Genomic DNA, 22085 nt, shown 5'->3' with positions numbered 1-22085 from the left:
GTGAGACTGGACCCACCGTAGAAGTACCTGAGTAAGTACGTAGAAGGAAACGAGGTCGCATGATGCGTACGCGTCCACTGAAGGTGGCGCTGCTGGGCTGTGGGGTTGTCGGCTCAGAGGTGGCGCGCATCATGACGACGCACGCCGACGACCTCGCCGCCAGGATCGGCGCCCCCGTCGAACTCGCGGGTGTGGCCGTGCGGCGGCCCTCCCGGGTGCGCGAGGGAATCGATCCTGCCCTGGTCACCACCGACGCCACCGCGCTCGTGAAACGCGGCGACATTGATGTCGTGGTCGAGGTCATCGGCGGCATCGAGCCCGCTCGCACCCTCATCACCACCGCCTTCGAGCACGGCGCCTCCGTCGTCTCCGCCAACAAGGCGCTCGTCGCCCAGGACGGCGAGGCCCTGCACGCCGCGGCCGTCGAGCACGGCGAGGACCTCTACTACGAGGCCGCGGTCGCGGGCGCGATCCCGCTGGTCAGGCCGCTGCGCGAATCTCTCGCCGGTGACAAGGTCAACCGCGTCCTCGGCATCGTGAACGGCACGACGAACTTCATCCTCGACGCGATGGACACGACCGGCGCCGGCTACCAGGAAGCGCTCGACGAGGCCACCGCCCTCGGGTACGCCGAGGCCGACCCGACCGCCGACGTCGAGGGCTTCGACGCCGCCGCCAAGGCCGCCATCCTCGCCGGGATCGCCTTCCACACCCGCGTCCGCCTCGACGACGTGTACCGCGAGGGCATGACCGAGGTGACCGCCGCCGACTTCGCTTCCGCGAAGCAGATGGGCTGCACCATCAAGCTGCTCGCCATCTGCGAGCGGGCCGCAGACGGGCAGTCCGTCACCGCGCGCGTGCACCCGGCGATGATCCCGCTGTCCCACCCGCTGGCCTCCGTGCGCGGCGCGTACAACGCCGTCTTCGTCGAGGCGGAGGCCGCGGGGCAGCTCATGTTCTACGGGCCCGGCGCGGGCGGCTCGCCCACCGCGTCCGCCGTACTCGGCGACCTCGTCGCCGTCTGCCGCAACCGCCTCAACGGCGCGACGGGACCCGGCCAGTCCGCGTACACACAGCTGCCCGTCTCACCGATGGGCGAGGTCGTGACGCGGTACCACATCAGCCTCGACGTGGCCGACAAGCCCGGCGTTCTCGCGCAGGTGGCGACGGTCTTCGCCGAGCACGGTGTCTCCATCGACACCGTGCGTCAGTCGGGGAAGGACGGCGAGGCCTCCCTCGTCGTCGTCACCCACCGCGCGGCCGACGCGGCCCTCACCGGGACCGTGGACGCGCTGCGTCAGCTCGACACCGTGCGCGGTGTCGCCAGCATCATGCGTGTTGAAGGGGAGTAGCAGGGATGACCGGAATGACCCACCAGTGGCGCGGCATCATCGAGGAGTACCGGGACCGGCTCCCGGTGACCGGCACCACGCCGGTCGTGACACTGCGCGAGGGCGGTACGCCGCTCGTACCCGCGCGGCTGCTCTCCGAGCGCACCGGCTGTGAGGTGCACCTGAAGGTCGAGGGCGCCAACCCGACCGGTTCGTTCAAGGACCGCGGCATGACCATGGCCATCACGAAGGCCAAGGAGGAGGGCGCGCAGGCCGTCATCTGCGCCTCCACCGGCAACACCTCGGCCTCCGCCGCCGCGTACGCCGTGCGCGCCGGGATGGTCTGCGCCGTCCTCGTGCCGCAGGGCAAGATCGCGCTCGGCAAGATGGGCCAGGCGCTCGTCTACGGCTCGAAGATCCTCCAGGTCGACGGCAACTTCGACGACTGCCTGAACCTCGCCCGCAGCCTCTCCGAGAACTACCCGGTGGCGCTGGTGAACTCGGTGAACCCGTTCCGCATCGAGGGCCAGAAGACGGCCTCGTTCGAGATCGTGGACGCCCTCGGCGACGCGCCGGACATCCACGTCCTCCCGGTCGGCAACGCCGGCAACATCACGGCCTACTGGAAGGGCTACAAGGAGTACGCGGCCGACAAGGTCTCGTCCCGTACGCCCCGCATGTGGGGCTTCCAGGCCTCCGGCTCCGCGCCGATCGTGCGCGGCGAGGTCGTCAAGGACCCCTCGACGATCGCCACCGCGATTCGCATTGGCAACCCCGCCTCGTGGCAGCACGCGCTCGCCGCGCGCGAGGAGTCCGGCGGCTTCATCGACGAGGTGACGGACCGTGAGATCCTGCGCGCCTACAAGCTGTTGGCGTCCCAGGAGGGTGTCTTCGTCGAGCCCGCGTCGGCCGCGTCCGTCGCCGGTCTGCTGAAGGCCGCGGAGCAGGGCAAGGTCGACCCCGGCCAGAAGATCGTCTGCACCGTCACGGGCAACGGTCTGAAGGACCCGGACTGGGCCGTCGCCGGCGCCCCGCAGCCCGTCACCGTGCCGGTCGACTCCGCCGCGGCCGCCGAGCGCCTCGGTCTCGCCTGAGTCACACCACGCTTCAGACGGCACTGACGCCTCATCAACTGGGCGTTTCCGTACAGGGGGTGCACAGGGGGGCTTGCGACACGCATCGTGCGCCTCCTGTGCGCCCTATGTCGCCACTGAACCTTCCTTCGATAGGCTGTATCGAACCCGCCCACCGCATATGCCGTGGTGCCGCCGCCGTTCCGTCGATCGCGGCCCGGGTGTCGACGTACGCATCACAAGACATCGGAAGTCTCGGAAGTTCTCGAAAACCTCGACTGTCGTACCTCTTGTCAGTCACAGCAGCCTTCGGAAGTTCTCGAAACATCCCGCAGCTCAAGGAGAGTCATCGAGCGATGGCCGGTCCCGCTTTCCGCGCCGCCGCCGTCAGGGTGCGCGTCCCCGCCACCAGCGCCAATCTCGGCCCGGGCTTCGACAGCCTCGGCCTGTCGCTGGGGCTCTACGACGACGTGGTCGTCAGGGTCGCCGACTCCGGGCTGAACATCGACATCGCGGGTGAGGGCTCCGAGACCTTGCCCCGCGACGAGTCGCACCTTCTCGTACGGTCCCTGCGCACGGCCTTCGACGCCCTCGGCGGACAGCCGCGCGGCCTTGAGATCGTCTGCGCCAACCGCATCCCGCACGGCCGTGGCCTGGGCTCCTCGTCCGCCGCGATCGTGTCGGCCGTGGTCGCGGCACGCGCCGTGACGACAGGCGGCGCCGCACTGCTCGACGACGCCGCGCTGCTCGAACTCGCCACCGAGATCGAGGGCCACCCCGACAACGTGGCCCCGTGCCTGCTCGGTGGCTTCACCATCGCGTGGACCGAGACCGGCGCGGGCCGGGCGGTCCGTCTCGACGCGGCCAGTTCCATCGTTCCGGTGGTTTTCGTCCCCGGAAAGCCGGTCCTCACCGAAATGGCGCGAGGACTCCTGCCGCGCACCGTCCCACACGTGGACGCCGCGGCCAACGCGGGCCGGGCGGCCCTGCTCGTAGAGGCCCTGACCAGGCGCCCCGAGCTGCTGCTCCCGGCCACGGAAGACCGCCTTCACCAGGAGTACCGGGCGCCGGCGATGCCGGAGAGCGCCGCCCTGGTGGAGCGGCTGCGGGCCGACGGGGTGCCCGCGATGATCTCCGGAGCGGGGCCGACGGTCCTCGCTCTGGTGGACGAGGAAACGGCCGACAAGGTCGCCCGGCTGGCCGGGGAGGGCTGGGCGGCGAACCGCCTTGACCTCGATGTCGACGGAGCGAGCGTGCTGCCGCTTGGCTCCTGACACCCGGTTGCCGGAATACGAGAGGGGGAATGTTTGTTGGATCCGGTAGTGTTAACCTCAAGTCTGCACCCGGCCCTACCATGGCGAGGTGCTGTGTGTCCCCGTCAGGGACAACCATTCTTCCGGGAGCCTCCCCAGCGATTCTGTGCAGCGTCCTCGCATGTCGAGACGTGGCGCTGAAGAGTGGCGAGCACGCTCCGGAACCGGCGTGATCGAGCCGCGTGACACAGAAATCCAGTGCACCCGCGGAATCGGCCATTGCCGTCACCACCGAATTCTTCCGCCTCTTCGGCGGACAACCGCCCCGGCACGGTCCGTACAGGCAGGACCTCCGCCGGACAGCACAACCGGTCGCCGAGCCAGACAGGCCGACGTCCGCTCCAGGGAAGGACCCTTCGTGAGCGACACCACCGATCTGATGGGCGTGACTGCCGACAGCTCTGCTGCCGCGCCCGCCGCGTCCTCTGCGGACGCCTCCGCCGCGCCCGCGCGGCGGCGCCGCGGTACCGGCCTTGACGGCATGGTGCTGGCCGAGCTGCAGCAGGTCGCATCGGGCCTCGGTATCAAGGGCACCGCGCGGATGCGCAAGAGCCAGCTGATCGAGGTCATCAAGGAGGCGCAGTCCGGGGGAGGCAACTCCCAGGCCGCCTCCGCGAAGAGCGCAGACGCCGCCGAGACGAAGCCGAAGCGGCGGGCCACCTCGAAGGCCCGCACCGGCGACGAGCCCGCGGCCGACGCCGCGCCCGCGAAGTCGGGCGCCAAGGCGGACAAGGCCGAGGCGGCCGACGCCAAGGCGAAGAAGGCCACCGCCCAGCAGCAGATCGAGATCCCCGGCCAGGGCGCCAGTGACGAGCAGCCGGCCGGTGAGCGTCGTCGCCGCCGTGCCACGTCCGAGGCGGGCAGCCCCGAGACGGTCACCGCCGAGGCCAAGTCCGACACGCGGCAGGACCGCCAGGACAACAAGCAGGACCGCCAGCAGGACAAGCAGGAGCGTCAGGACGGCGGCGACGGCAACAAGGGCGACGGCGGCCAGGACGGCAACCCCGAGGGCCGTCGCGACCGCCGTGACCGACAGGGCGACCGACAGGGCGACCGTCAGGGTGGCCGTGGTGGGCGTGACCGCGACCGCGATCGCGACCGTGACCGCCGCGGCGGCAAGGGCGACGACCAGGGCGGGAACAGCCAGGGCGGCGGCCGAGGCAACCAGCAGGGTGGTGGCGGCCGCGGCAACCAGCAGGACGACGGCTTCGACGACGACGGTGGCCGCCGCGGGCGCCGTGGCCGTTACCGCGACCGCCGTGGCCGTCGTGGCCGCGACGAGCAGGGTTTCGGCAACGAGCCGCAGATCTCCGAGGACGATGTCCTGATCCCCGTCGCGGGCATCCTCGACATCCTCGACAACTACGCCTTCATCCGTACGTCGGGCTACCTTCCGGGCCCCAATGACGTCTACGTCTCCCTGGCCCAGGTCCGCAAGAACGGCCTGCGCAAGGGTGACCACGTCACCGGTGCCGTACGGCAGCCCAAGGACGGCGAGCGCCGCGAGAAGTTCAACGCGCTGGTCCGCCTGGACTCCTCCAACGGCATGGCGGCCGACTCCGGCCGCGGCCGCCCGGAGTTCAACAAGCTGACGCCCCTCTACCCGCAGGACCGCCTCCGCCTGGAGACGGACCCGGGTGTGCTGACGACGCGCATCATCGACCTCGTCGCGCCGATCGGTAAGGGCCAGCGCGGTCTGATCGTGGCCCCGCCGAAGACCGGCAAGACCATGATCCTGCAGTCGATCGCCAACGCGATCACCATCAACAACCCCGAGTGCCACCTGATGGTCGTCCTCGTCGACGAGCGTCCGGAAGAGGTCACGGACATGCAGCGGTCGGTGAAGGGCGAGGTCATCTCCTCGACCTTCGACCGTCCGGCCGAGGACCACACCACGGTCGCCGAGCTCGCCATCGAGCGCGCCAAGCGCCTCGTGGAGCTGGGTCACGACGTCGTCGTGCTGCTCGACTCGATCACCCGCCTGGGCCGCGCGTACAACCTCGCGGCGCCGGCCTCCGGACGCATCCTGTCCGGTGGTGTCGACTCGACCGCCCTGTACCCGCCGAAGCGCTTCTTCGGTGCGGCCCGCAACATCGAGGACGGCGGCTCGCTGACCATCCTCGCCACCGCGCTGGTGGACACCGGGTCCCGCATGGACGAGGTCATCTTCGAGGAGTTCAAGGGCACCGGCAACGCCGAGCTCAAGCTCGACCGCAAGCTCGCCGACAAGCGCATCTTCCCGGCGGTGGACGTGGACGCGTCCGGCACCCGTAAGGAAGAGATCCTGCTCGGCAGCGACGAACTGGCGATCACCTGGAAGCTGCGCCGCGTGCTGCACGCGCTCGACCAGCAGCAGGCGATCGAGCTGCTGCTCGACAAGATGAAGCAGACGAAGTCCAACGCGGAGTTCCTGCTGCAGATCCAGAAGACGACGCCGACGCCGGGCAACGGCAACGACTGACGCTTCACCGGGATCCAGGGGCCGGGCCCCGCCGCTTAGTGCGGCGGGGCCCGGCCCTTTTCCGTGCCTGGTCGGGACGGATCGGGGCACTCGACGGCCAGAGACCTTCACCACACGTATAAGGATCTGTGCCCTCTGTGAAGCTTGGGGCACATGGGCGTGAAAGTGCAGGTGAGAGGGTTGCGGGCCGTTGGTACCGCTACGTACGGTCGCTCCTTCGTCCCAGAATGCGCACACGTGTTTGTGCAACCCTTCTTGGCGGTCCGCCGTCACACCGAGTGAACGAAGAAGCGGACCGAAGGACCAGAAGCAGACGAACCCGCGAGGAGCTATGCCGGACCGTGACAGCAAGCCCGGGCGCCATCGCAGCGCCAAGGGCAGCCGCCGCAAGACGCGCAGTGGGCGCAGCAAGGCGCTGCGTATCGCGGCGTGGAGTGCCGCGGGCGTCGTCGTCCTCGGTGGCACCGGCCTGGGGTACGTCTACTTCCAGCTCAACGGCAACATCAAGAGCGTCGACATCGACTCGCAGCTCGGCACCGACCGTCCGCAGGACGTGGACAACGGCTCCCAGGACATCCTCGTCCTCGGCTCCGACACCCGGGCCGGGGACAACGAGAAGGTCGGCGGCGGCGCCGACGAGGGCTCCGCGCGCTCGGACACCGCGATGGTCGTCCACGTCTACAAGGGCCACAAGCGGGCCAGCGTCGTCTCCATCCCCCGCGACACCCTCGTCGAGCGGCCCTTGTGCACCGACAAGAACGGCAACGAGTACCCGGCGCAGAACGAGGCCATGTTCAACTCCGCGTACTCGACGGGCGGCGCGGCCTGCGCGGTGAAGACCGTCGAGTCCATGAGCGGAATCCGGATGGACCACTACGTCGAGGTCGACTTCAGCGGCTTCCAGAGGCTGATCGACGACCTCGGGGGCGTCAAGGTCACCACCACGAAGGCGATCAACGACCCCGACAGCCATCTGAACCTCACCGCCGGTACGCACAAGCTCAGCGGCGAGCAGTCGCTCGGCCTCGTCCGTACCCGGCACGGCGTCGGCGACGGCAGTGACCTGGGGCGCATCCAGCTCCAGCAGTCGTTCATGAAGGCCCTGATGGACCAGATCAAGAACGTCGGCGTCTTCACCAGCCCGAACAAGCTGTACGCACTCGCGAACACCGCGACGAAGACGGTGACCACGGACTCGCAGCTGGCCTCGGTCAAGGACCTGACCTCGTTCGCGAGCGGCCTCAAGGGCATCGGCTCCGGCGACATGAACATGGTGACGCTGCCGGTGCGGTACGACCCGATGGACGCCAACCGCGTGCTCCTGGACAAGACCAACGCGAAAAAGGTCTGGAAGGCGCTGGAGGCCGACAGGACCATCCCGAAGTCGGCCACGAAGGACTCCGCCAAGGGCTCCGCCGACAGCGTCGTGAAGTAGCCGGGAATACTTCAGGACCCTCCCCGGTTTTGGGGGATACGGCCAGTCCTGGCAGACTGGTACGTCGGCCCCGGTTCACGCTCCCGCATCCCGCGTCAGCGACCCGGCGCCCTCCCGAACCTAGGAGACACCTTGAAGCGCGAGATCCACCCCGAGTACCACGAGACCCAGGTCAGCTGCACCTGTGGCGCCGAGTTCACCACCCGTAGCACCATCTCGTCCGGCACCGTCCGTGCCGAGGTCTGCTCCGAGTGCCACCCGTTCTACACGGGCAAGCAGAAGATCCTCGACACCGGTGGCCGTGTGGCCCGCTTCGAGGCCCGCTTCGGCAAGGCTGCCGCTGCCAACAAGTAGCGAAGCTCAAGCGCCGGTCCACGGTGCCCCTGTTTCACGCGGGGGCACCGGGACCGGCGCTTTGCGGTGCAGCCCCCTTTCGAACCCGTAACTGCAGGAGCCGGAGATGTTCGAGGCCGTCGAGGAACTGATCGGTGAGCACGCCGATCTGGAGCAGAAGCTCGCGGACCCCTCGGTCCACGCCGACCAGGCGAACGCGCGCAAGCTCAACAAGCGCTACGCCGAGCTGACCCCGATCGTCGCCACGTACCGCTCCTGGAAGCAGACCGGGGACGACGTCGAGACGGCCAAGGAATTCGCCGCCGACGACCCGGACTTCGCGGCCGAGGTCAAGGACCTGGAGCAGCAGCGCGAGGAGATCACCGAGAAGCTGCGGCTCCTCCTGGTCCCGCGCGACCCGTCCGACGACAAGGACGTGATCCTCGAGGTCAAGGCCGGCGCCGGCGGTGACGAGTCCGCGCTGTTCGCGGGCGACCTGCTGCGCATGTACCTGCGCTACGCGGAGCGCGTCGGCTGGAAGACGGAGATCATCGACTCCACCGAGTCCGAGCTGGGCGGCTACAAGGACGTCCAGGTCGCCGTGAAGACCAAGGGCGGCAACGGCGCGACCGAGCCGGGCCAGGGTGTCTGGGCCCGCCTCAAGTACGAGGGCGGCGTGCACCGCGTGCAGCGTGTGCCGTCGACCGAGTCGCAGGGCCGCATCCACACCTCCGCCGCCGGCGTGCTGGTCACGCCCGAGGCCGAGGAGGTCGACGTCGAGATCCACGCGAACGATCTGCGCATCGACGTGTACCGGTCCTCGGGCCCCGGCGGGCAGTCCGTCAACACGACCGACTCCGCCGTCCGCATCACGCACATCCCCACGGGCGTCGTGGCTTCCTGCCAGAACGAGAAGTCCCAGCTGCAGAACAAGGAGCAGGCGATGCGTATCCTGCGCTCCAGGCTCCTCGCAGCGGCGCAGGAGGAAGCGGAGAAGGAAGCCGCCGACGCCCGCCGCAGCCAGGTCCGCACCGTCGACCGCTCCGAGAAGATCCGTACGTACAACTTCCCGGAGAACCGCATCTCGGACCACCGCGTCGGCTTCAAGGCCTACAACTTGGACCAGGTGCTCGACGGTGAGCTCGACGCCGTGATCCAGGCGTGCGTCGACGCGGACTCGGCCGCCAAGCTCGCCGCCGCGTAGAACCGCACCGCCCGCCCCGTACGACAGCTCAGCCCGGAGGATCAGCGTGCAGCAACATTTTGGGGGGCGACCCCCGAACCCCCGCAGCGTGCTGCTCGCGGAAGTCGCGCAGGCCACTCAGCGCCTCGCCGACGCCGGCGTGCCCTCGCCGCGCAATGACGCGGAGGAACTCGCGTCCTACGTGCACGGCGTCAAGCGGGGCGAGCTGCACTCGGTCAAGGACGTGGACTTCGACGCCCGGTACTGGGAGGCGATCGCGCGCCGCGAGGCCCGCGAGCCGCTCCAGCACATCACCGGGCACGCCTACTTCCGCTATCTGGAGCTCCAGGTCGGCCCCGGTGTGTTCGTGCCGCGCCCGGAGACCGAGTCGGTCGTCGGCTGGGCCATAGACGCCGTGCGCGCGATGGATGTCGTCGAGCCGCTGATCGTCGATCTGTGCTCCGGCTCCGGCGCCATCGCGCTCGCGCTCGCCCAGGAGGTGCCGCGCTCGCGCGTGCACGCCGTGGAGCTGTCCGAGGACGCGCTCAAATGGACGCGCAAGAACGTCGAGGGGTCCAGGGTCGACCTGCGCCAGGGCGACGCCCTGACGTCCTTCCCCGACCTCGACGGCCAGGTCGATCTGGTGATCTCCAACCCGCCGTACATCCCGCTCACCGAGTGGGAGTACGTCGCCCCCGAGGCCCGCGACCACGACCCGGAACTCGCCCTGTTCTCCGGTGAGGACGGGCTCGACCTGATCCGTGGCATCGAGCGCACCGCCCACCGTCTGCTGCGCCCCGGCGGCATCGTCGTCATCGAGCACGCGGACACGCAGGGCGGCCAGGTGCCGTGGATCTTCACCGAGGAGCGGGGCTGGGCGGACGCCGCCGACCACCCCGACCTCAACAACCGCCCGAGGTTCGCGACCGCCCGCAAGGCGCTGCCGTGACCGACGCGTTGTCCATTGAGTTTGATGAATTCGAGCGATCCGCAGACCGGCGCACCGAGCAGGAGGCCCGCTAGATGGCACGGCGTTACGACACCAATGACGCAGTCGACCGCGCTACCGGCCTGCGTGAAGCCGCCTCCGCAGTCCGCCGCGGCGAGCTGGTCGTGCTGCCCACCGACACCGTGTACGGCATCGGTGCGGACGCCTTCACGCCCGAGGCGGTCGGTGACCTCCTGGAGGCGAAGGGCCGCGGGCGCAGCATGCCGACGCCGGTGGTCATCCCGTCGCCGAACACACTGCACGGGCTCGTCACGGACTTCTCCGAGATGGCCTGGGAACTGGTCGACGCGTTCTGGCCGGGGGGCCTGACCCTCGTCGCCAAGCAGCAGCCGTCGCTGCAGTGGGACCTCGGCAGCACCCGTGGCACCGTCGCCGTGCGCATGCCGCTGCACCCCGTCGCCATCGAACTGCTCACCGAGGTCGGCCCGATGGCGCTGTCCTCCGCGAACCTGACAGGACACCCGGCCCCCGAGGACTGCGACGCCGCGCAGGAGATGCTCGGCGACTCCGTCTCCGTCTACCTCGACGGGGGGCCGACGCCCGGCAACATCCCGTCATCCATCGTCGACGTCACCGGCAAGATCCCGGTCCTGCTGCGCGAGGGCGCGCTGACCGCGGACGAGCTGCGCAAGGTCGTACCCGACCTCGAGGTGGCGAATTGACAGCCCCTGAGACGGGGCGTGGCATAGGCAACGGGTACGTACGCACGCCGGCACTCCCCGGCGACACCTTCCGCATCCTCCACGTCAGCACAGGCAACGTGTGCCGCTCGCCGATCACCGAGCGGCTGACCAGGCACGCCCTCGCGGACCGGCTCGGCGCGCCGCTCGCCGGCGGTCTCGTCGTGGAGAGCGCGGGCACCTGGGGCCACGAGGGCGCGCCCATGGAGGCCAACGCGGAAACGGTCCTGGCCGACTTCGGCGCGGATGCCTCCGGCTTCGTGGGCCGCGAGCTTCTCGACGACCACGTCATAAGGGCCGACCTGGTCCTGACCGCGACCCGCGACCACCGTGCGCAGGTCATCTCCATGGGCCACAGCGCGGGCCTGCGCACGTTCACGCTGAAGGAGTTCACGCGGCTCGTGCAGGCCATAGACCCGGCCACGCTCCCGGACGCCGTGGAGTCCGGCGTGGTCGAGCGCGCCCGTTCCCTGGTCCGCGCGGCGGCCGCTCTACGCGGGTGGCTCCTGGCCCCCTCCGTCGAAGCGGACGAGGTCTACGACCCGTACGGCGCACCCCTCCCGTTCTTCCAGTCGGTGGGCGGCGAGATCAACGAGGCGCTGGCCCCGGTGGTCACAGCGCTGACGGGCGTCACCAAGTAGTTCCCTGAACGCCGAGCGGCCGAAAAGATCGGGGCTCTGCCCCGGACCCCGCTGCTCAATCGCCGCAGGGGCTTGATCCATCCAGCCCCGCCGGCGTTTGAGGCGCGGGGTTCGGGGCGGAGCCCCGTGACGTGAGCACGGGCGGCCGCAACCACACGGATCTACATTGGAAGGCACCTACCTCCCCGACGCGAGGCCCGGAGCCGACCATGCCGGTGATGACAGAACCCGCACCCACAGCGGAGCTACTGCGCCAAGACCCCGAACTGGCCGAGATCCTCCTCGGGGAGACCGCCCGCCAGGCGGACTCCCTGCAGCTCATCGCCGCGGAGAACTTCACGTCACCCGCGGTCCTCGCCGCCCTCGGCTCCCCGCTCGCCAACAAGTACGCGGAGGGCTACCCCGGCGCACGCCACCACGGCGGCTGCGAACTCGTCGACGTCGCCGAACGCCTCGCGATCGACCGGGCCAAGGCCCTCTTCGGCGCCGAACACGTCAACGTACAGGCACACAGCGGCTCTTCGGCCGTGCTCGCCGCGTACGCCGTACTGCTGAAGCCCGGCGACACCGTCCTCGCGATGGGCCTGCCGTCCGGCGGCCACCTCACGCACGGCTCACCGGCCAACTTCTCCGGCCGCTGGTTCGACTTCGTCCCCTACGGCGTCGACGCGGAGAGCGGGCTCATCGACTACGAGCAGGTCCGCGCGGCGGCCCGCGCCCACCGCCCCAAGGCCATCGTCTGCGGCTCGATCTCGTACCCCCGGCACATCGACTACGCCGCCTTCCGGGAGATCGCCGACGACGTGGGCGCCCACCTCATCGCCGACGCCGCGCACCCCATCGGCCTGGTCGCCGGGGGAGCGGCCCCGAACCCGGTCCCGTACGCCGACATCGTCTGCGCCACCACGCACAAGGTGCTGCGCGGACCGCGCGGCGGGATGCTGCTGTGCGCCGCGGAGCTGGCGGACCGCGTCGACCGGGCCGTCTTCCCCTTCACCCAGGGCGGCGCCCAGATGCACACGATCGCCGCCAAGGCCGTCGCGTTCGGAGAGGCGGCGCGGCCGGCCTTCACCGCGTACGCCCACCAGGTCGTCGCCAACGCCCGGCTGCTCGCGGGCGCGCTGGCGGCGGAGGGCTTCGGCGTCACCACGGGCGGCACCGACACCCATCTGTTGACCGTGGACCCGGCCCCGCTCGGCGTCACGGGCACGGTGGCGCGCGGCCGGCTCGCCTCGGCGGGCATGATCCTCGACACATGCGCGCTGCCCTACGAGGGCGGCCGCGGCCTGCGCCTCGGTACCGCCGCCGTCACCACACAGGGCATGGGGGAAGGAGAGATGGCTCGCATCGCGGTGCTCCTGTCGGGTGTCGTACGGGGCGTTCTCGACGCGGGCACGGTCCGCGAAGAGGTGCGCGAACTGGCCGGAAGGTTCCCCCCGTACCCCGCCTGGAACGGGGTAGGCGCCCGATAAGACACCCCCTGAGCCGCACCAGTGCACCTCCGGAACCGTCAGCCGTGCAACCATCGTCGCTACCCGGAAGTCCCCAACCCCAAGCACGCGAGACTAGGGTGTGGGGCTGAGATGGCCAGCGATACCTGTGGGGAAGCCCGTGCGTGAATACCTGCTGACGCTCTGCATCACGGCCGCGGTGACCTATCTGCTCACAGGCCCGGTGCGGAAGTTCGCGATCGTGGCCGGCGCCATGCCGGAGATCCGTGCACGCGACGTGCACCGGGAACCCACGCCGCGGCTCGGCGGTATCGCCATGTTCTTCGGCCTGTGCGCGGGCCTGCTCGTCGCCGATCACCTGACCAACCTGGACAAGGTCTTCGAGTCCTCGAACGAACCGCGGGCGCTGCTCTCCGGCGCCGCGCTGATCTGGCTGATCGGCGTCCTGGACGACAAGTTCGAGATCGACGCCCTCATCAAGCTCGGCGGCCAGATGATCGCCGCGGGCGTGATGGTCATGCAGGGCCTGACGATCCTGTGGCTCCCGATCCCGGGTGTGGGGACGGTGTCCCTCACCCAGTGGCAGGGGACGCTGCTCACCGTCGCGCTCGTCGTGATCACCATCAACGCCGTGAACTTCGTCGACGGCCTCGACGGTCTCGCGGCGGGCATGGTCTGCATCGCCGCCGCGGCGTTCTTCCTGTACGCGTACCGGATCTGGTACGGCTACGGCATCGAGTCCGCGGCCCCGGCCACGCTGTTCGCGGCGATCCTGATGGGCATGTGTCTGGGCTTCCTGCCGCACAACATCCATCCGGCCAGAATCTTCATGGGCGACTCGGGCTCCATGCTCATCGGCCTCGTCCTCGCGGCCGGCGCGATCTCCATCACGGGACAGGTCGACCCGGACGCGCTCAAGTTGAACCTCGGTGGCTCGACGCGTGACACCACGCACGCGATGCTCCCCGTCTTCCTCCCGCTGCTGATGCCGCTGACGATCATCGCGATCCCGTTCGCCGACCTCGTCCTCGCGATCGTGCGCCGCACCTGGAACGGGCAGTCGCCGTTCGCCGCGGACCGCGGGCATCTGCACCACCGGCTCCTGGAGATCGGCCACTCGCACTCCCGCGCGGTGCTGATCATGTACTTCTGGTCGGGCCTCATCGCCTTCGGCGCGGTCGCCTACTCCGTGCACTCCGCGTCCGGTATGTGGGTCATGCTCACCGTCGTCGCGCTGAGCTTCGTCGGGCTCGTGATGCTGCTGTTGCCGCGCTTCACGCCGCACGCGCCGCGCTGGGCCCAGCACTTGGTGCCGCCGCGCTACCGGCGGCCGGCCGGCGGCGCGGAAGCGGAAGGGGCGGCCGAGCCGTCCGAGGGCTCCGACGGCTCCGGGAGTTCCGAGGGCGAACCGGACCGCGACCGGATCCCCGCGGGGGTCAACGGGGCGACGGCGATCGGCGCCCGTTCGCGCTTCACGGACCGGCGTAAGGCGGGAACGTCCCGTTGACGTGGACGTCCTCTCAGACCGAAATGGCCCCAATATCAGACATGTTGGGCTCGCGCCCGCACAGACGCGCAGGATCCCCCTCACGTGTGACGGTTGGCACACTTTCTAGGTAAAGACCGCATCAAATAGTTTGTGATACCGTTCACGAAGCCGGGGGAAGGACCGAAAGACCGTAGTGCGACGGTCATTTGGCCCGAATCGGACTGCTGAATCCCCGGACTACGCTCGTCCATGACGACACCCTGCCCCACACCAGTAAGCGGAGTTGCCGCCATGCCGTCCAATGACGCACGGACCCTTCTTCAAGCCGTCGTACCCACCGCTGCCGCGGGCGTGATTGCCGCGGTGATCAGTGGTGTGGTTGCGGGCGGCAAGGGGGCCATCGGTGCGCTGGTCGGTGCTCTGGTGGTGATCGTGTTCATGGGTCTCGGACAGCTTGTGCTGATCCGCACGGCAAAATCGCTTCCGCAGCTGTTCCAGGCGATGGGGCTGATGCTCTACGTCGCCCAGCTGCTGCTGCTCTTGATCTTCGTGGCCATCTTCAAGGACACGACTCTCTTCAATCCCAAAGCCTTTGCCATCGCACTGGTCGTCTCGACGGTCGTGTGGATGGCGGCACAGGCCCGCGCTCACATGAAGGCCAAGATTTTCTATATCGATCCCGAGTCGGCGCCCGGATCCAAGGGGTCCGGAACCAGCGAAAGGGACGAGAAGACCGGGTCGTCATCGTGAGAGGTAGGGCCGGGATAAGCGCCCGTTCGGCGGGCTGCTATCGTCCGGTGCCAACTGCGGCATCGCCGGCGCGGGCACGAGAGCTGACGCCTGCACGATCGCGAGGCTCACTGCCTGCCCGCCGCCCCCACGCCCGAATCACCAGACCGGTGCCGATCCGCGGCTGCGCGCCGCACCGACACAACGAGGTTGCCGTACTTATGCGTCACGCCGAAGGAGCCCGCGGTGAGTGCTGACACGACCCAGCTCGCCTTTGACTGGAGCTGTCGGATCATGTCCGACAACGGATGCGGCTTCCCGGCGCCGGGCCTGCACTCCTTCCTGTTCGAACCGATTGCCGACTTCGGCTGGTTCTATTTCAACAAGGTGATGCTGCTCGCTCTCATCACCACGGTCATCATCTGCTGGTTCTTCTACGTCGCGTTCGGCCGCTCGAAGGTCGTGCCCGGCAAGATCCAGATGATCGGTGAGGCCGGTTACGACTTCGTTCGCCGCAACATCGTCTACGAGACGCTGGGCAAGAAGGAAGGCGAGAAGTACGTCCCGATCATGGTCTCGCTGTTCTTCTTCATCTGGATCATGAACGTCTGGTCGGTCATCCCGCTGGCTCAGTTCCCGGTGGGATCGGTCATCGCCTACCCGATCGTCCTCGCGGCGATCGTGTACCTGATCTGGGTGCCGCTGACCTTCAAGCGCCATGGTTTCGTGGGCGGTTGGAAGAACCTCACCGGTTACGACAACTCGCTCGGCCCGATCAAGTGGCTGGTCTCGTTCATCGAGTTCTTCTCGAACCTGCTGGTCCGCCCGTTCACGCACGCGGTCCGACTCTTCGCGAACATGTTCGCGGGTCACCTGATGCTGGTGATGTTCACCGTCGCCTCCTGGTACCTGCTGAACAGCTGGATGATCCCGGCCGCCGGCGTCTCCTTCGTCATGACGATGGTCATGATCCTCTTCGAGCTTTTCGTGCAGGCCGTCCAGGCATACGTCTTCGTGCTGCTGGCCTGCTCGTACATTCAGGGCGCTCTCGCCGAGCACCACTGAGCCCCACCCGTCCAACCACTCCAGGTCGTCCGGTGGACAACCCCCACCGGTTCGTAAAGAAAAGGAAGTAACGGCATGTCCGCGTCCATCGAACTCGCCGCTGGCGTTTCCGGCTCCCTCGGTTCCATCGGTTACGGTCTCGCCGCGATCGGCCCCGGCATCGGCGTCGGCATCGTCTTCGGTAACGGCACCCAGGCCCTGGCCCGCCAGCCCGAGGCCGCCGGCCTGATCCGCGCCAACCAGATCCTCGGCTTCGCCTTCTGTGAGGCGCTCGCCCTCATCGGCATCGTCATGCCGTTCGTGTTCGGTATCTGATTTCTATACCTGACACGATTCGACGAAAGGCACTGATGTGATCGCCAACCTGGTACAGCTGGCGGCCGAGGAGGAGCAGAGCCCGCTCGTGCCCCCCGGCCCTGAGCTGCTCATTGGCACCCTTGCCTTCGCCATCGTCTTCTTCGTCTTCGCCAAGAAGCTCCTTCCGCGTATCAACAAGACGCTGGAAGAGCGCCACGCGAAGATCGAAGGCGGTATCGAGAAGGCCGAGGCTCTCCAGACCGAGGCCCAGAGCGTGCTCGAGCAGTACAAGGCTCAGCTCGCCGAGGCCCGGCACGAGGCCGCGCGGCTGCGCCAGGAGGCGCAGGAGCAGGGTGCCTCGCTCATCGCCGAGATGCGTGCGGAAGGCCAGCGGCAGCGTGAGGAGATCATCGCCGCCGGTCACTCGCAGATCGAGGCCGACCGCAAGGCCGCCGCTCAGGCGCTGCGTCAGGACGTGGGCCTGCTGGCCACCGACCTGGCCGGCAAGCTGGTCGGCGAGTCCCTCGAGGACTCCGCCCGGCAGTCGCGCACGATCGACCGCTTCCTCGACGGCCTCGACGAGACCGCGACGAAGGCAGAGGCTGCACGATGACCGCCCACGGAGCGAGCCGCGAGGCCCTCGTCGCCGCGCGTGAGCGTCTGGACGCGCTGACCGACAACACCTCGGTCGACGCCAAGGCGCTCGCAGGCGACCTGGCCTCGGTGACCGCGCTGCTGCACCGCGAGGTCAGCCTGCGACGGGTCCTGACCGACCCGGCGCAGGCCGGTGAGGCCAAGGCCGAGCTCGCGAGCCGGCTGCTGGGAGGCCAGGTGGGCGGCGAGACCGTCGACCTGGTGTCCGGCCTGGTCCGCTCCCGGTGGTCGGCCTCCCGCGACCTGGTCGACTCCCTGGAGGAGCTGGCCAACACCGCGGACCTGACCGCGGCGCAGAAGAGCGGTGAACTCGACGACGTCGAGGACGAGCTGTTCCGGTTCGGCCGGATCGTCTCCTCCAACACCGAGCTGCGCGCCGCACTGACCGACAAGACGGCCTCGGCCTCGGCCAAGGGCGACCTCGTGAAGCAGCTGCTCGACGGTCGGGCCAAGTCCGCCACCGAGCGGATCGTCGGCCGTCTTGTGACCGCGCCGCGTGGACGTAGCCTGGAAGCGGGACTCGAGTCCCTCTCCAAGCTCGCCGCGGAGCGTCGCGAGCGCATGGTGGCGGTCGTCACCACGGCGGTCCCGCTGAGCGACGCGCAGAAGCAGCGCCTGGGTGCGTCCCTGGCGAAGCTCTACGGGCGTCAGATGCACCTGAACCTGGACGTGGACCCCTCGGTCCTCGGCGGGATCAAGGTGCAGGTGGGCGACGAGGTCATCAACGGCTCCATCGCGGACCGCATCGAGGAGGCCGGCCGCCGTATGGCCGGCTGACCGCAACAAGCTCAATACGTACGACTACGGCCCTAGTTGGGCCGTGCAGAGGATTCCTGGGGGCTGACCCCAGACCCCCCAAGAACACTTCGGGCCCAACAAGGAGAGCAGGGAACCCAGATGGCGGAGCTCACGATCCGGCCGGAGGAGATCCGGGACGCGCTGGAGAACTTTGTCCAGGCGTACAAGCCGGACGCGGCCTCGCGCGAGGAGGTCGGTACGGTCACCGTCGCCGGCGACGGTATCGCGAAGGTCGAGGGTCTTCCCTCGGCCATGGCCAACGAACTGCTGAAGTTCGAGGACGGCACCCTCGGCCTCGCGCTGAACCTGGAAGAGCGCGAGATCGGTGCGGTCGTCCTCGGCGAGTTCAGCGGTATCGAGGAGGGCCAGCCGGTCAGCCGTACCGGTGAGGTCCTGTCCGTCGGCGTCGGCGAGGGCTACCTCGGCCGCGTCGTCGACCCGCTCGGCAACCCGATCGACGGTCTCGGCGAGATCGAGACGACCGGCCGCCGCGCCCTCGAGCTGCAGGCCCCCACGGTCATGGACCGCAAGTCGGTGCACGAGCCGATGGAGACCGGCTACAAGGCCGTCGACGCGATGACCCCCGTCGGCCGTGGTCAGCGTCAGCTGGTCATCGGTGACCGCCAGACCGGCAAGACCGCCCTGGCCGTCGACACGATCATCAACCAGCGTGACAACTGGCGCACCGGCGACCCGAAGAAGCAGGTCCGCTGCATCTACGTCGCCGTCGGTCAGAAGGGTTCCACCATCGCCTCCGTGCGCGGCGCCCTCGAAGAGGCCGGCGCGCTGGAGTACACGACCATCGTCGCCGCCCCGGCGTCCGACCCGGCCGGCTTCAAGTACCTGGCGCCGTACACCGGCTCGGCCATCGGCCAGCAGTGGATGTACGAGGGCAAGCACGTCCTCATCATCTTCGACGACCTCTCGAAGCAGGCCGACGCCTACCGCGCCGTGTCCCTGCTGCTCCGCCGCCCGCCGGGGCGCGAGGCCTACCCGGGTGACGTCTTCTACCTGCACTCGCGTCTGCTCGAGCGCTGCGCGAAGCTCTCGGACGAGATGGGCGCCGGTTCGATGACGGGTCTGCCGATCGTCGAGACGAAGGCGAACGACGTGTCGGCGTTCATTCCGACCAACGTCATCTCCATCACCGACGGCCAGTGCTTCCTGGAGTCCGACCTGTTCAACGCCGGCCAGCGTCCGGCCCTGAACGTCGGTATCTCGGTCTCGCGTGTGGGTGGTTCCGCCCAGCACAAGGCCATGAAGCAGGTCTCCGGCCGACTGCGTCTCGACCTGGCCCAGTACCGCGAGCTGGAGGCGTTCGCCGCCTTCGGTTCCGACCTGGACGCCGCGTCGAAGTCGCAGCTGGAGCGCGGTCAGCGTCTGGTCGAGCTGCTCAAGCAGGCTCAATACCAGCCGATGGCCACCGAGGACCAGGTCGTCTCCATCTGGGCCGGCACCACCGGCAAGATGGACGAGGTGCCGGTCGCCGACATCCGCCGCTTCGAGAAGGAGCTCCAGGAGTACCTGCACCGCAAGGAGCAGGGCCTCATGACCTCCATCAAGGAGGGCGGCAAGATGTCGGACGACACCATCCAGGCTGTCGCCGAGGCCGTCGCCGAGTTCAAGAAGCAGTTCGAGACCTCGGACGGGAAGCTTCTCGGCGAGGACGCCCCGGCAGCTGCCGGTAAGTGACGACGGAAGGGACCTGACTCATGGGAGCCCAGCTCCGGGTCTACAAGCGTCGCATCCGATCCGTCACCGCGACCAAGAAGATCACCAAGGCGATGGAGATGATCGCTGCCTCGCGCGTCGTCAAGGCGCAGCGCAAGGTGGCGGCCTCCACGCCGTACGCGACCGAGCTCACGCGCGCGGTCACGGCGGTGGGGACGGGGTCGAACACCAAGCACCCGCTGACGACCGAGGCCGAGACGCCGACCCGCTCCGCGGTTCTGCTGCTCACCAGCGACCGCGGTCTGGCCGGCGCCTTCAACGCGAACGCGATCAAGGCCGCCGAGCAGCTGACGGCGCGCCTTGAGGCCGAGGGCAAGGAGGTCGACACGTACATCGTCGGCCGCCGCGGTCTGGCCCACTACAACTTCCGCGAGCGCAAGGTCGCGGAGTCGTGGGCGGGCTTCACCGACGAGCCCACGTACGCGGACGCCAAGAAGGTCGCGGCGCCGCTGATCGAGGCCATCGAGAAGGAGACGGCGGAGGGCGGCGTGGATGAACTCCACATCGTCTACACCGAGTTCGTCTCGATGATGACGCAGACGGCCATCGACGGCCGGCTGCTGCCGCTCAGCCTCGAGGAAGTGGCGGAGGAGTCGAAGGCGTCCGGTAAGGGCGACGAGATCCTTCCGCTGTACGACTTCGAGCCGTCGGCGGAGGACGTCCTCGACGCCCTGCTGCCGCGCTACGTCGAGAGCCGGATCTACAACGCGCTGCTCCAGTCGGCTGCTTCCAAGCACGCCGCCACCCGCCGCGCGATGAAGTCGGCGACCGACAACGCGGGAGACTTGATCAACAACCTCTCCCGACTTGCCAACGCGGCCCGCCAGGCCGAAATCACCCAGGAAATCAGCGAGATCGTCGGTGGCGCCAGCGCCCTGGCCGACGCGACCGCGGGGAGTGACAAGTAATGACCACCACTGTTGAGACGGCCGTTGCCACGGGCCGCGTCGCCCGGGTGATCGGCCCGGTCGTCGACGTGGAGTTCCCCGTCGACGCGATGCCGGACATCTACAACGCCCTGCACGTCGAGGTCGCGGACCCGGCGAAGGACGGCGAGAAGAAGACCCTGACGCTCGAGGTCGCCCAGCACCTCGGTGACGGCCTGGTCCGCGCCATCTCCATGCAGCCCACCGACGGTCTGGTCCGCCAGGCCCCGGTCACCAACACCGGCGCCTCCATCACGGTGCCCGTCGGCGACTTCACCAAGGGCAAGGTGTTCAACACCCTTGGTGAGGTGCTGAACTCCGACGAGCAGTACACCGGCGAGCGCTGGGGTATCCACCGCAAGGCTCCGAACTTCGACGAGCTCGAGTCGAAGACCGAGATGTTCGAGACCGGCATCAAGGTCGTCGACCTTCTCACCCCGTACGTCAAGGGTGGAAAGATCGGCCTGTTCGGTGGTGCCGGTGTCGGCAAGACGGTGCTCATCCAGGAGATGATCTACCGCGTCGCCAACAACCACGACGGTGTCTCCGTGTTCGCCGGTGTCGGCGAGCGCACGCGTGAGGGCAACGACCTCATCGAGGAGATGTCCGAGTCGGGCGTCATCGACAAGACCGCGCTTGTCTTCGGTCAGATGGACGAGCCGCCGGGCACCCGTCTGCGCGTGGCCCTCGCGGGTCTGACGATGGCGGAGTACTTCCGCGACGTCCAGAAGCAGGACGTGCTGTTCTTCATCGACAACATCTTCCGCTTCACGCAGGCCGGTTCCGAGGTCTCGACCCTGCTGGGTCGCATGCCCTCGGCCGTGGGTTACCAGCCGAACCTGGCCGACGAGATGGGTCTCCTCCAGGAGCGCATCACGTCGACCCGTGGTCACTCGATCACGTCCATGCAGGCCATTTACGTGCCCGCGGACGACCTGACCGACCCGGCCCCGGCGACGACCTTCGCCCACCTCGACGCGACGACGGTGCTTTCCCGTCCGATCTCCGAGAAGGGCATCTACCCGGCCGTGGACCCGCTGGACTCGACGTCCCGCATCCTGGACCCCCGCTACATCGCGGCGGACCACTACAACACGGCCATGCGCGTCAAGACGGTCCTCCAGAAGTACAAGGACCTTCAGGACATCATCGCGATCCTCGGTATCGACGAGCTGGGCGAGGAGGACAAGCTCACCGTCCACCGTGCCCGTCGCGTGGAGCGCTTCCTGTCCCAGAACACCCACGTCGCCAAGCAGTTCACCGGCGTCGACGGGTCGGACGTCCCGCTGGACGAGTCGATCACGGCCTTCAACGCGATCATCGACGGCGATTACGACCACTTCCCGGAGCAGGCGTTCTTCCTGTGCGGTGGCATTGAGGACCTCAAGGCCAACGCCAAGGAGCTCGGCGTCTCCTGAGCCCCGTGCTCACAGGGAGGACCGGGGCGTGTCCCGGTCCTCCCGCATCGCCCACTAGACTTTGAACC

At 68.6% G+C, this 22085-nt stretch carries 20 protein-coding genes; all 20 read left to right on the top strand.

The window, feature by feature from the left end:
- The first annotated feature begins 59 nt into the window (after positions 1-59).
- Entirely contained in the window at positions 60-1352 is a 1293-nt protein-coding gene (locus tag ACFYWS_RS38390) for a homoserine dehydrogenase (protein ID WP_389284251.1), read from the top strand.
- 14 nt (positions 1353-1366) lie between these two features.
- A complete protein-coding gene (gene thrC / locus ACFYWS_RS38385) occupies positions 1367-2425 on the top strand; it encodes a threonine synthase (RefSeq protein ID WP_389284306.1) in 1059 nt (352 codons plus the stop codon).
- Positions 2426-2760: 335 nt separating this feature from the next.
- Positions 2761-3678 (top strand): homoserine kinase, encoded by a 918-nt coding sequence (thrB, locus tag ACFYWS_RS38380; protein WP_389284250.1) that lies wholly within the window; start codon positions 2761-2763, stop codon positions 3676-3678.
- Between the two features lie 397 nt (positions 3679-4075).
- Entirely contained in the window at positions 4076-6178 is a 2103-nt protein-coding gene (rho, locus tag ACFYWS_RS38375) for a transcription termination factor Rho (RefSeq protein ID WP_389284248.1), read from the top strand.
- Between the two features lie 331 nt (positions 6179-6509).
- Positions 6510-7613 carry an LCP family protein gene (locus ACFYWS_RS38370; RefSeq protein WP_389284247.1) on the top strand — a complete coding sequence of 368 codons (1104 nt, stop codon included), beginning with the start codon at positions 6510-6512 and terminating at the stop codon, positions 7611-7613.
- Positions 7614-7745: 132 nt separating this feature from the next.
- Positions 7746-7967, top strand: coding sequence for a 50S ribosomal protein L31 (gene rpmE / locus ACFYWS_RS38365; protein WP_389284245.1), 222 nt, complete (start codon positions 7746-7748; stop codon positions 7965-7967).
- A 106-nt stretch (positions 7968-8073) separates the two neighbouring features.
- Positions 8074-9150 carry a peptide chain release factor 1 gene (gene prfA / locus ACFYWS_RS38360; RefSeq protein ID WP_389284243.1) on the top strand — a complete coding sequence of 359 codons (1077 nt, stop codon included), beginning with the start codon at positions 8074-8076 and terminating at the stop codon, positions 9148-9150.
- A gap of 88 nt (positions 9151-9238) precedes the next feature.
- Positions 9239-10078 (top strand): peptide chain release factor N(5)-glutamine methyltransferase, encoded by an 840-nt coding sequence (gene prmC / locus ACFYWS_RS38355; protein ID WP_389284241.1) that lies wholly within the window; start codon positions 9239-9241, stop codon positions 10076-10078.
- Positions 10079-10152: 74 nt separating this feature from the next.
- Positions 10153-10800: an L-threonylcarbamoyladenylate synthase gene (locus tag ACFYWS_RS38350; protein WP_389284240.1), complete on the top strand. Its 648-nt coding sequence runs from the start codon at positions 10153-10155 to the stop codon at positions 10798-10800.
- Positions 10797-11459 (top strand): protein-tyrosine-phosphatase, encoded by a 663-nt coding sequence (locus ACFYWS_RS38345; protein ID WP_389284238.1) that lies wholly within the window; start codon positions 10797-10799, stop codon positions 11457-11459. The genes ACFYWS_RS38350 and ACFYWS_RS38345 overlap by 4 nt, the downstream gene beginning before the upstream one ends.
- Before the next feature lie 209 nt (positions 11460-11668).
- Positions 11669-12931 (top strand): serine hydroxymethyltransferase, encoded by a 1263-nt coding sequence (gene glyA / locus ACFYWS_RS38340; protein WP_389284237.1) that lies wholly within the window; start codon positions 11669-11671, stop codon positions 12929-12931.
- Between the two features lie 139 nt (positions 12932-13070).
- Positions 13071-14417 (top strand): MraY family glycosyltransferase, encoded by a 1347-nt coding sequence (locus ACFYWS_RS38335; protein WP_389284236.1) that lies wholly within the window; start codon positions 13071-13073, stop codon positions 14415-14417.
- A 273-nt stretch (positions 14418-14690) separates the two neighbouring features.
- The gene (locus tag ACFYWS_RS38330; RefSeq protein WP_389284234.1) at positions 14691-15149 is read left to right on the top strand and encodes a hypothetical protein; all 459 of its coding nucleotides are present in this window, start codon (positions 14691-14693) and stop codon (positions 15147-15149) included.
- A gap of 273 nt (positions 15150-15422) precedes the next feature.
- The gene (gene atpB, locus ACFYWS_RS38325; RefSeq protein ID WP_389284232.1) at positions 15423-16193 is read left to right on the top strand and encodes a F0F1 ATP synthase subunit A; all 771 of its coding nucleotides are present in this window, start codon (positions 15423-15425) and stop codon (positions 16191-16193) included.
- A gap of 75 nt (positions 16194-16268) precedes the next feature.
- On the top strand, positions 16269-16508 hold the full coding sequence (atpE, locus tag ACFYWS_RS38320) for an ATP synthase F0 subunit C (RefSeq protein ID WP_266714117.1): 240 nt from the start codon (positions 16269-16271) through the stop codon (positions 16506-16508).
- A 37-nt stretch (positions 16509-16545) separates the two neighbouring features.
- Positions 16546-17103: a F0F1 ATP synthase subunit B gene (locus ACFYWS_RS38315; RefSeq protein WP_389284230.1), complete on the top strand. Its 558-nt coding sequence runs from the start codon at positions 16546-16548 to the stop codon at positions 17101-17103.
- Positions 17100-17921, top strand: coding sequence for a F0F1 ATP synthase subunit delta (locus tag ACFYWS_RS38310; protein WP_389284228.1), 822 nt, complete (start codon positions 17100-17102; stop codon positions 17919-17921). Before ACFYWS_RS38315 ends, ACFYWS_RS38310 begins: the two co-directional genes overlap by 4 nt.
- 120 nt (positions 17922-18041) lie before the next feature.
- Positions 18042-19634: a F0F1 ATP synthase subunit alpha gene (gene atpA, locus ACFYWS_RS38305; RefSeq protein WP_389284226.1), complete on the top strand. Its 1593-nt coding sequence runs from the start codon at positions 18042-18044 to the stop codon at positions 19632-19634.
- 20 nt (positions 19635-19654) lie between these two features.
- The gene (locus ACFYWS_RS38300) at positions 19655-20581 is read left to right on the top strand and encodes a F0F1 ATP synthase subunit gamma (protein WP_389284224.1); all 927 of its coding nucleotides are present in this window, start codon (positions 19655-19657) and stop codon (positions 20579-20581) included.
- The gene (gene atpD / locus ACFYWS_RS38295; protein WP_389284222.1) at positions 20581-22017 is read left to right on the top strand and encodes a F0F1 ATP synthase subunit beta; all 1437 of its coding nucleotides are present in this window, start codon (positions 20581-20583) and stop codon (positions 22015-22017) included. The genes ACFYWS_RS38300 and atpD overlap by 1 nt, the downstream gene beginning before the upstream one ends.
- Positions 22018-22085 lie beyond the last annotated feature (68 nt).

This window comes from Streptomyces sp. NPDC002795, from assembly GCF_042888725.1.
GTDB lineage: Bacteria > Actinomycetota > Actinomycetes > Streptomycetales > Streptomycetaceae > Streptomyces.
This window is presented reverse-complemented; position numbering and strand designations above follow the sequence as displayed.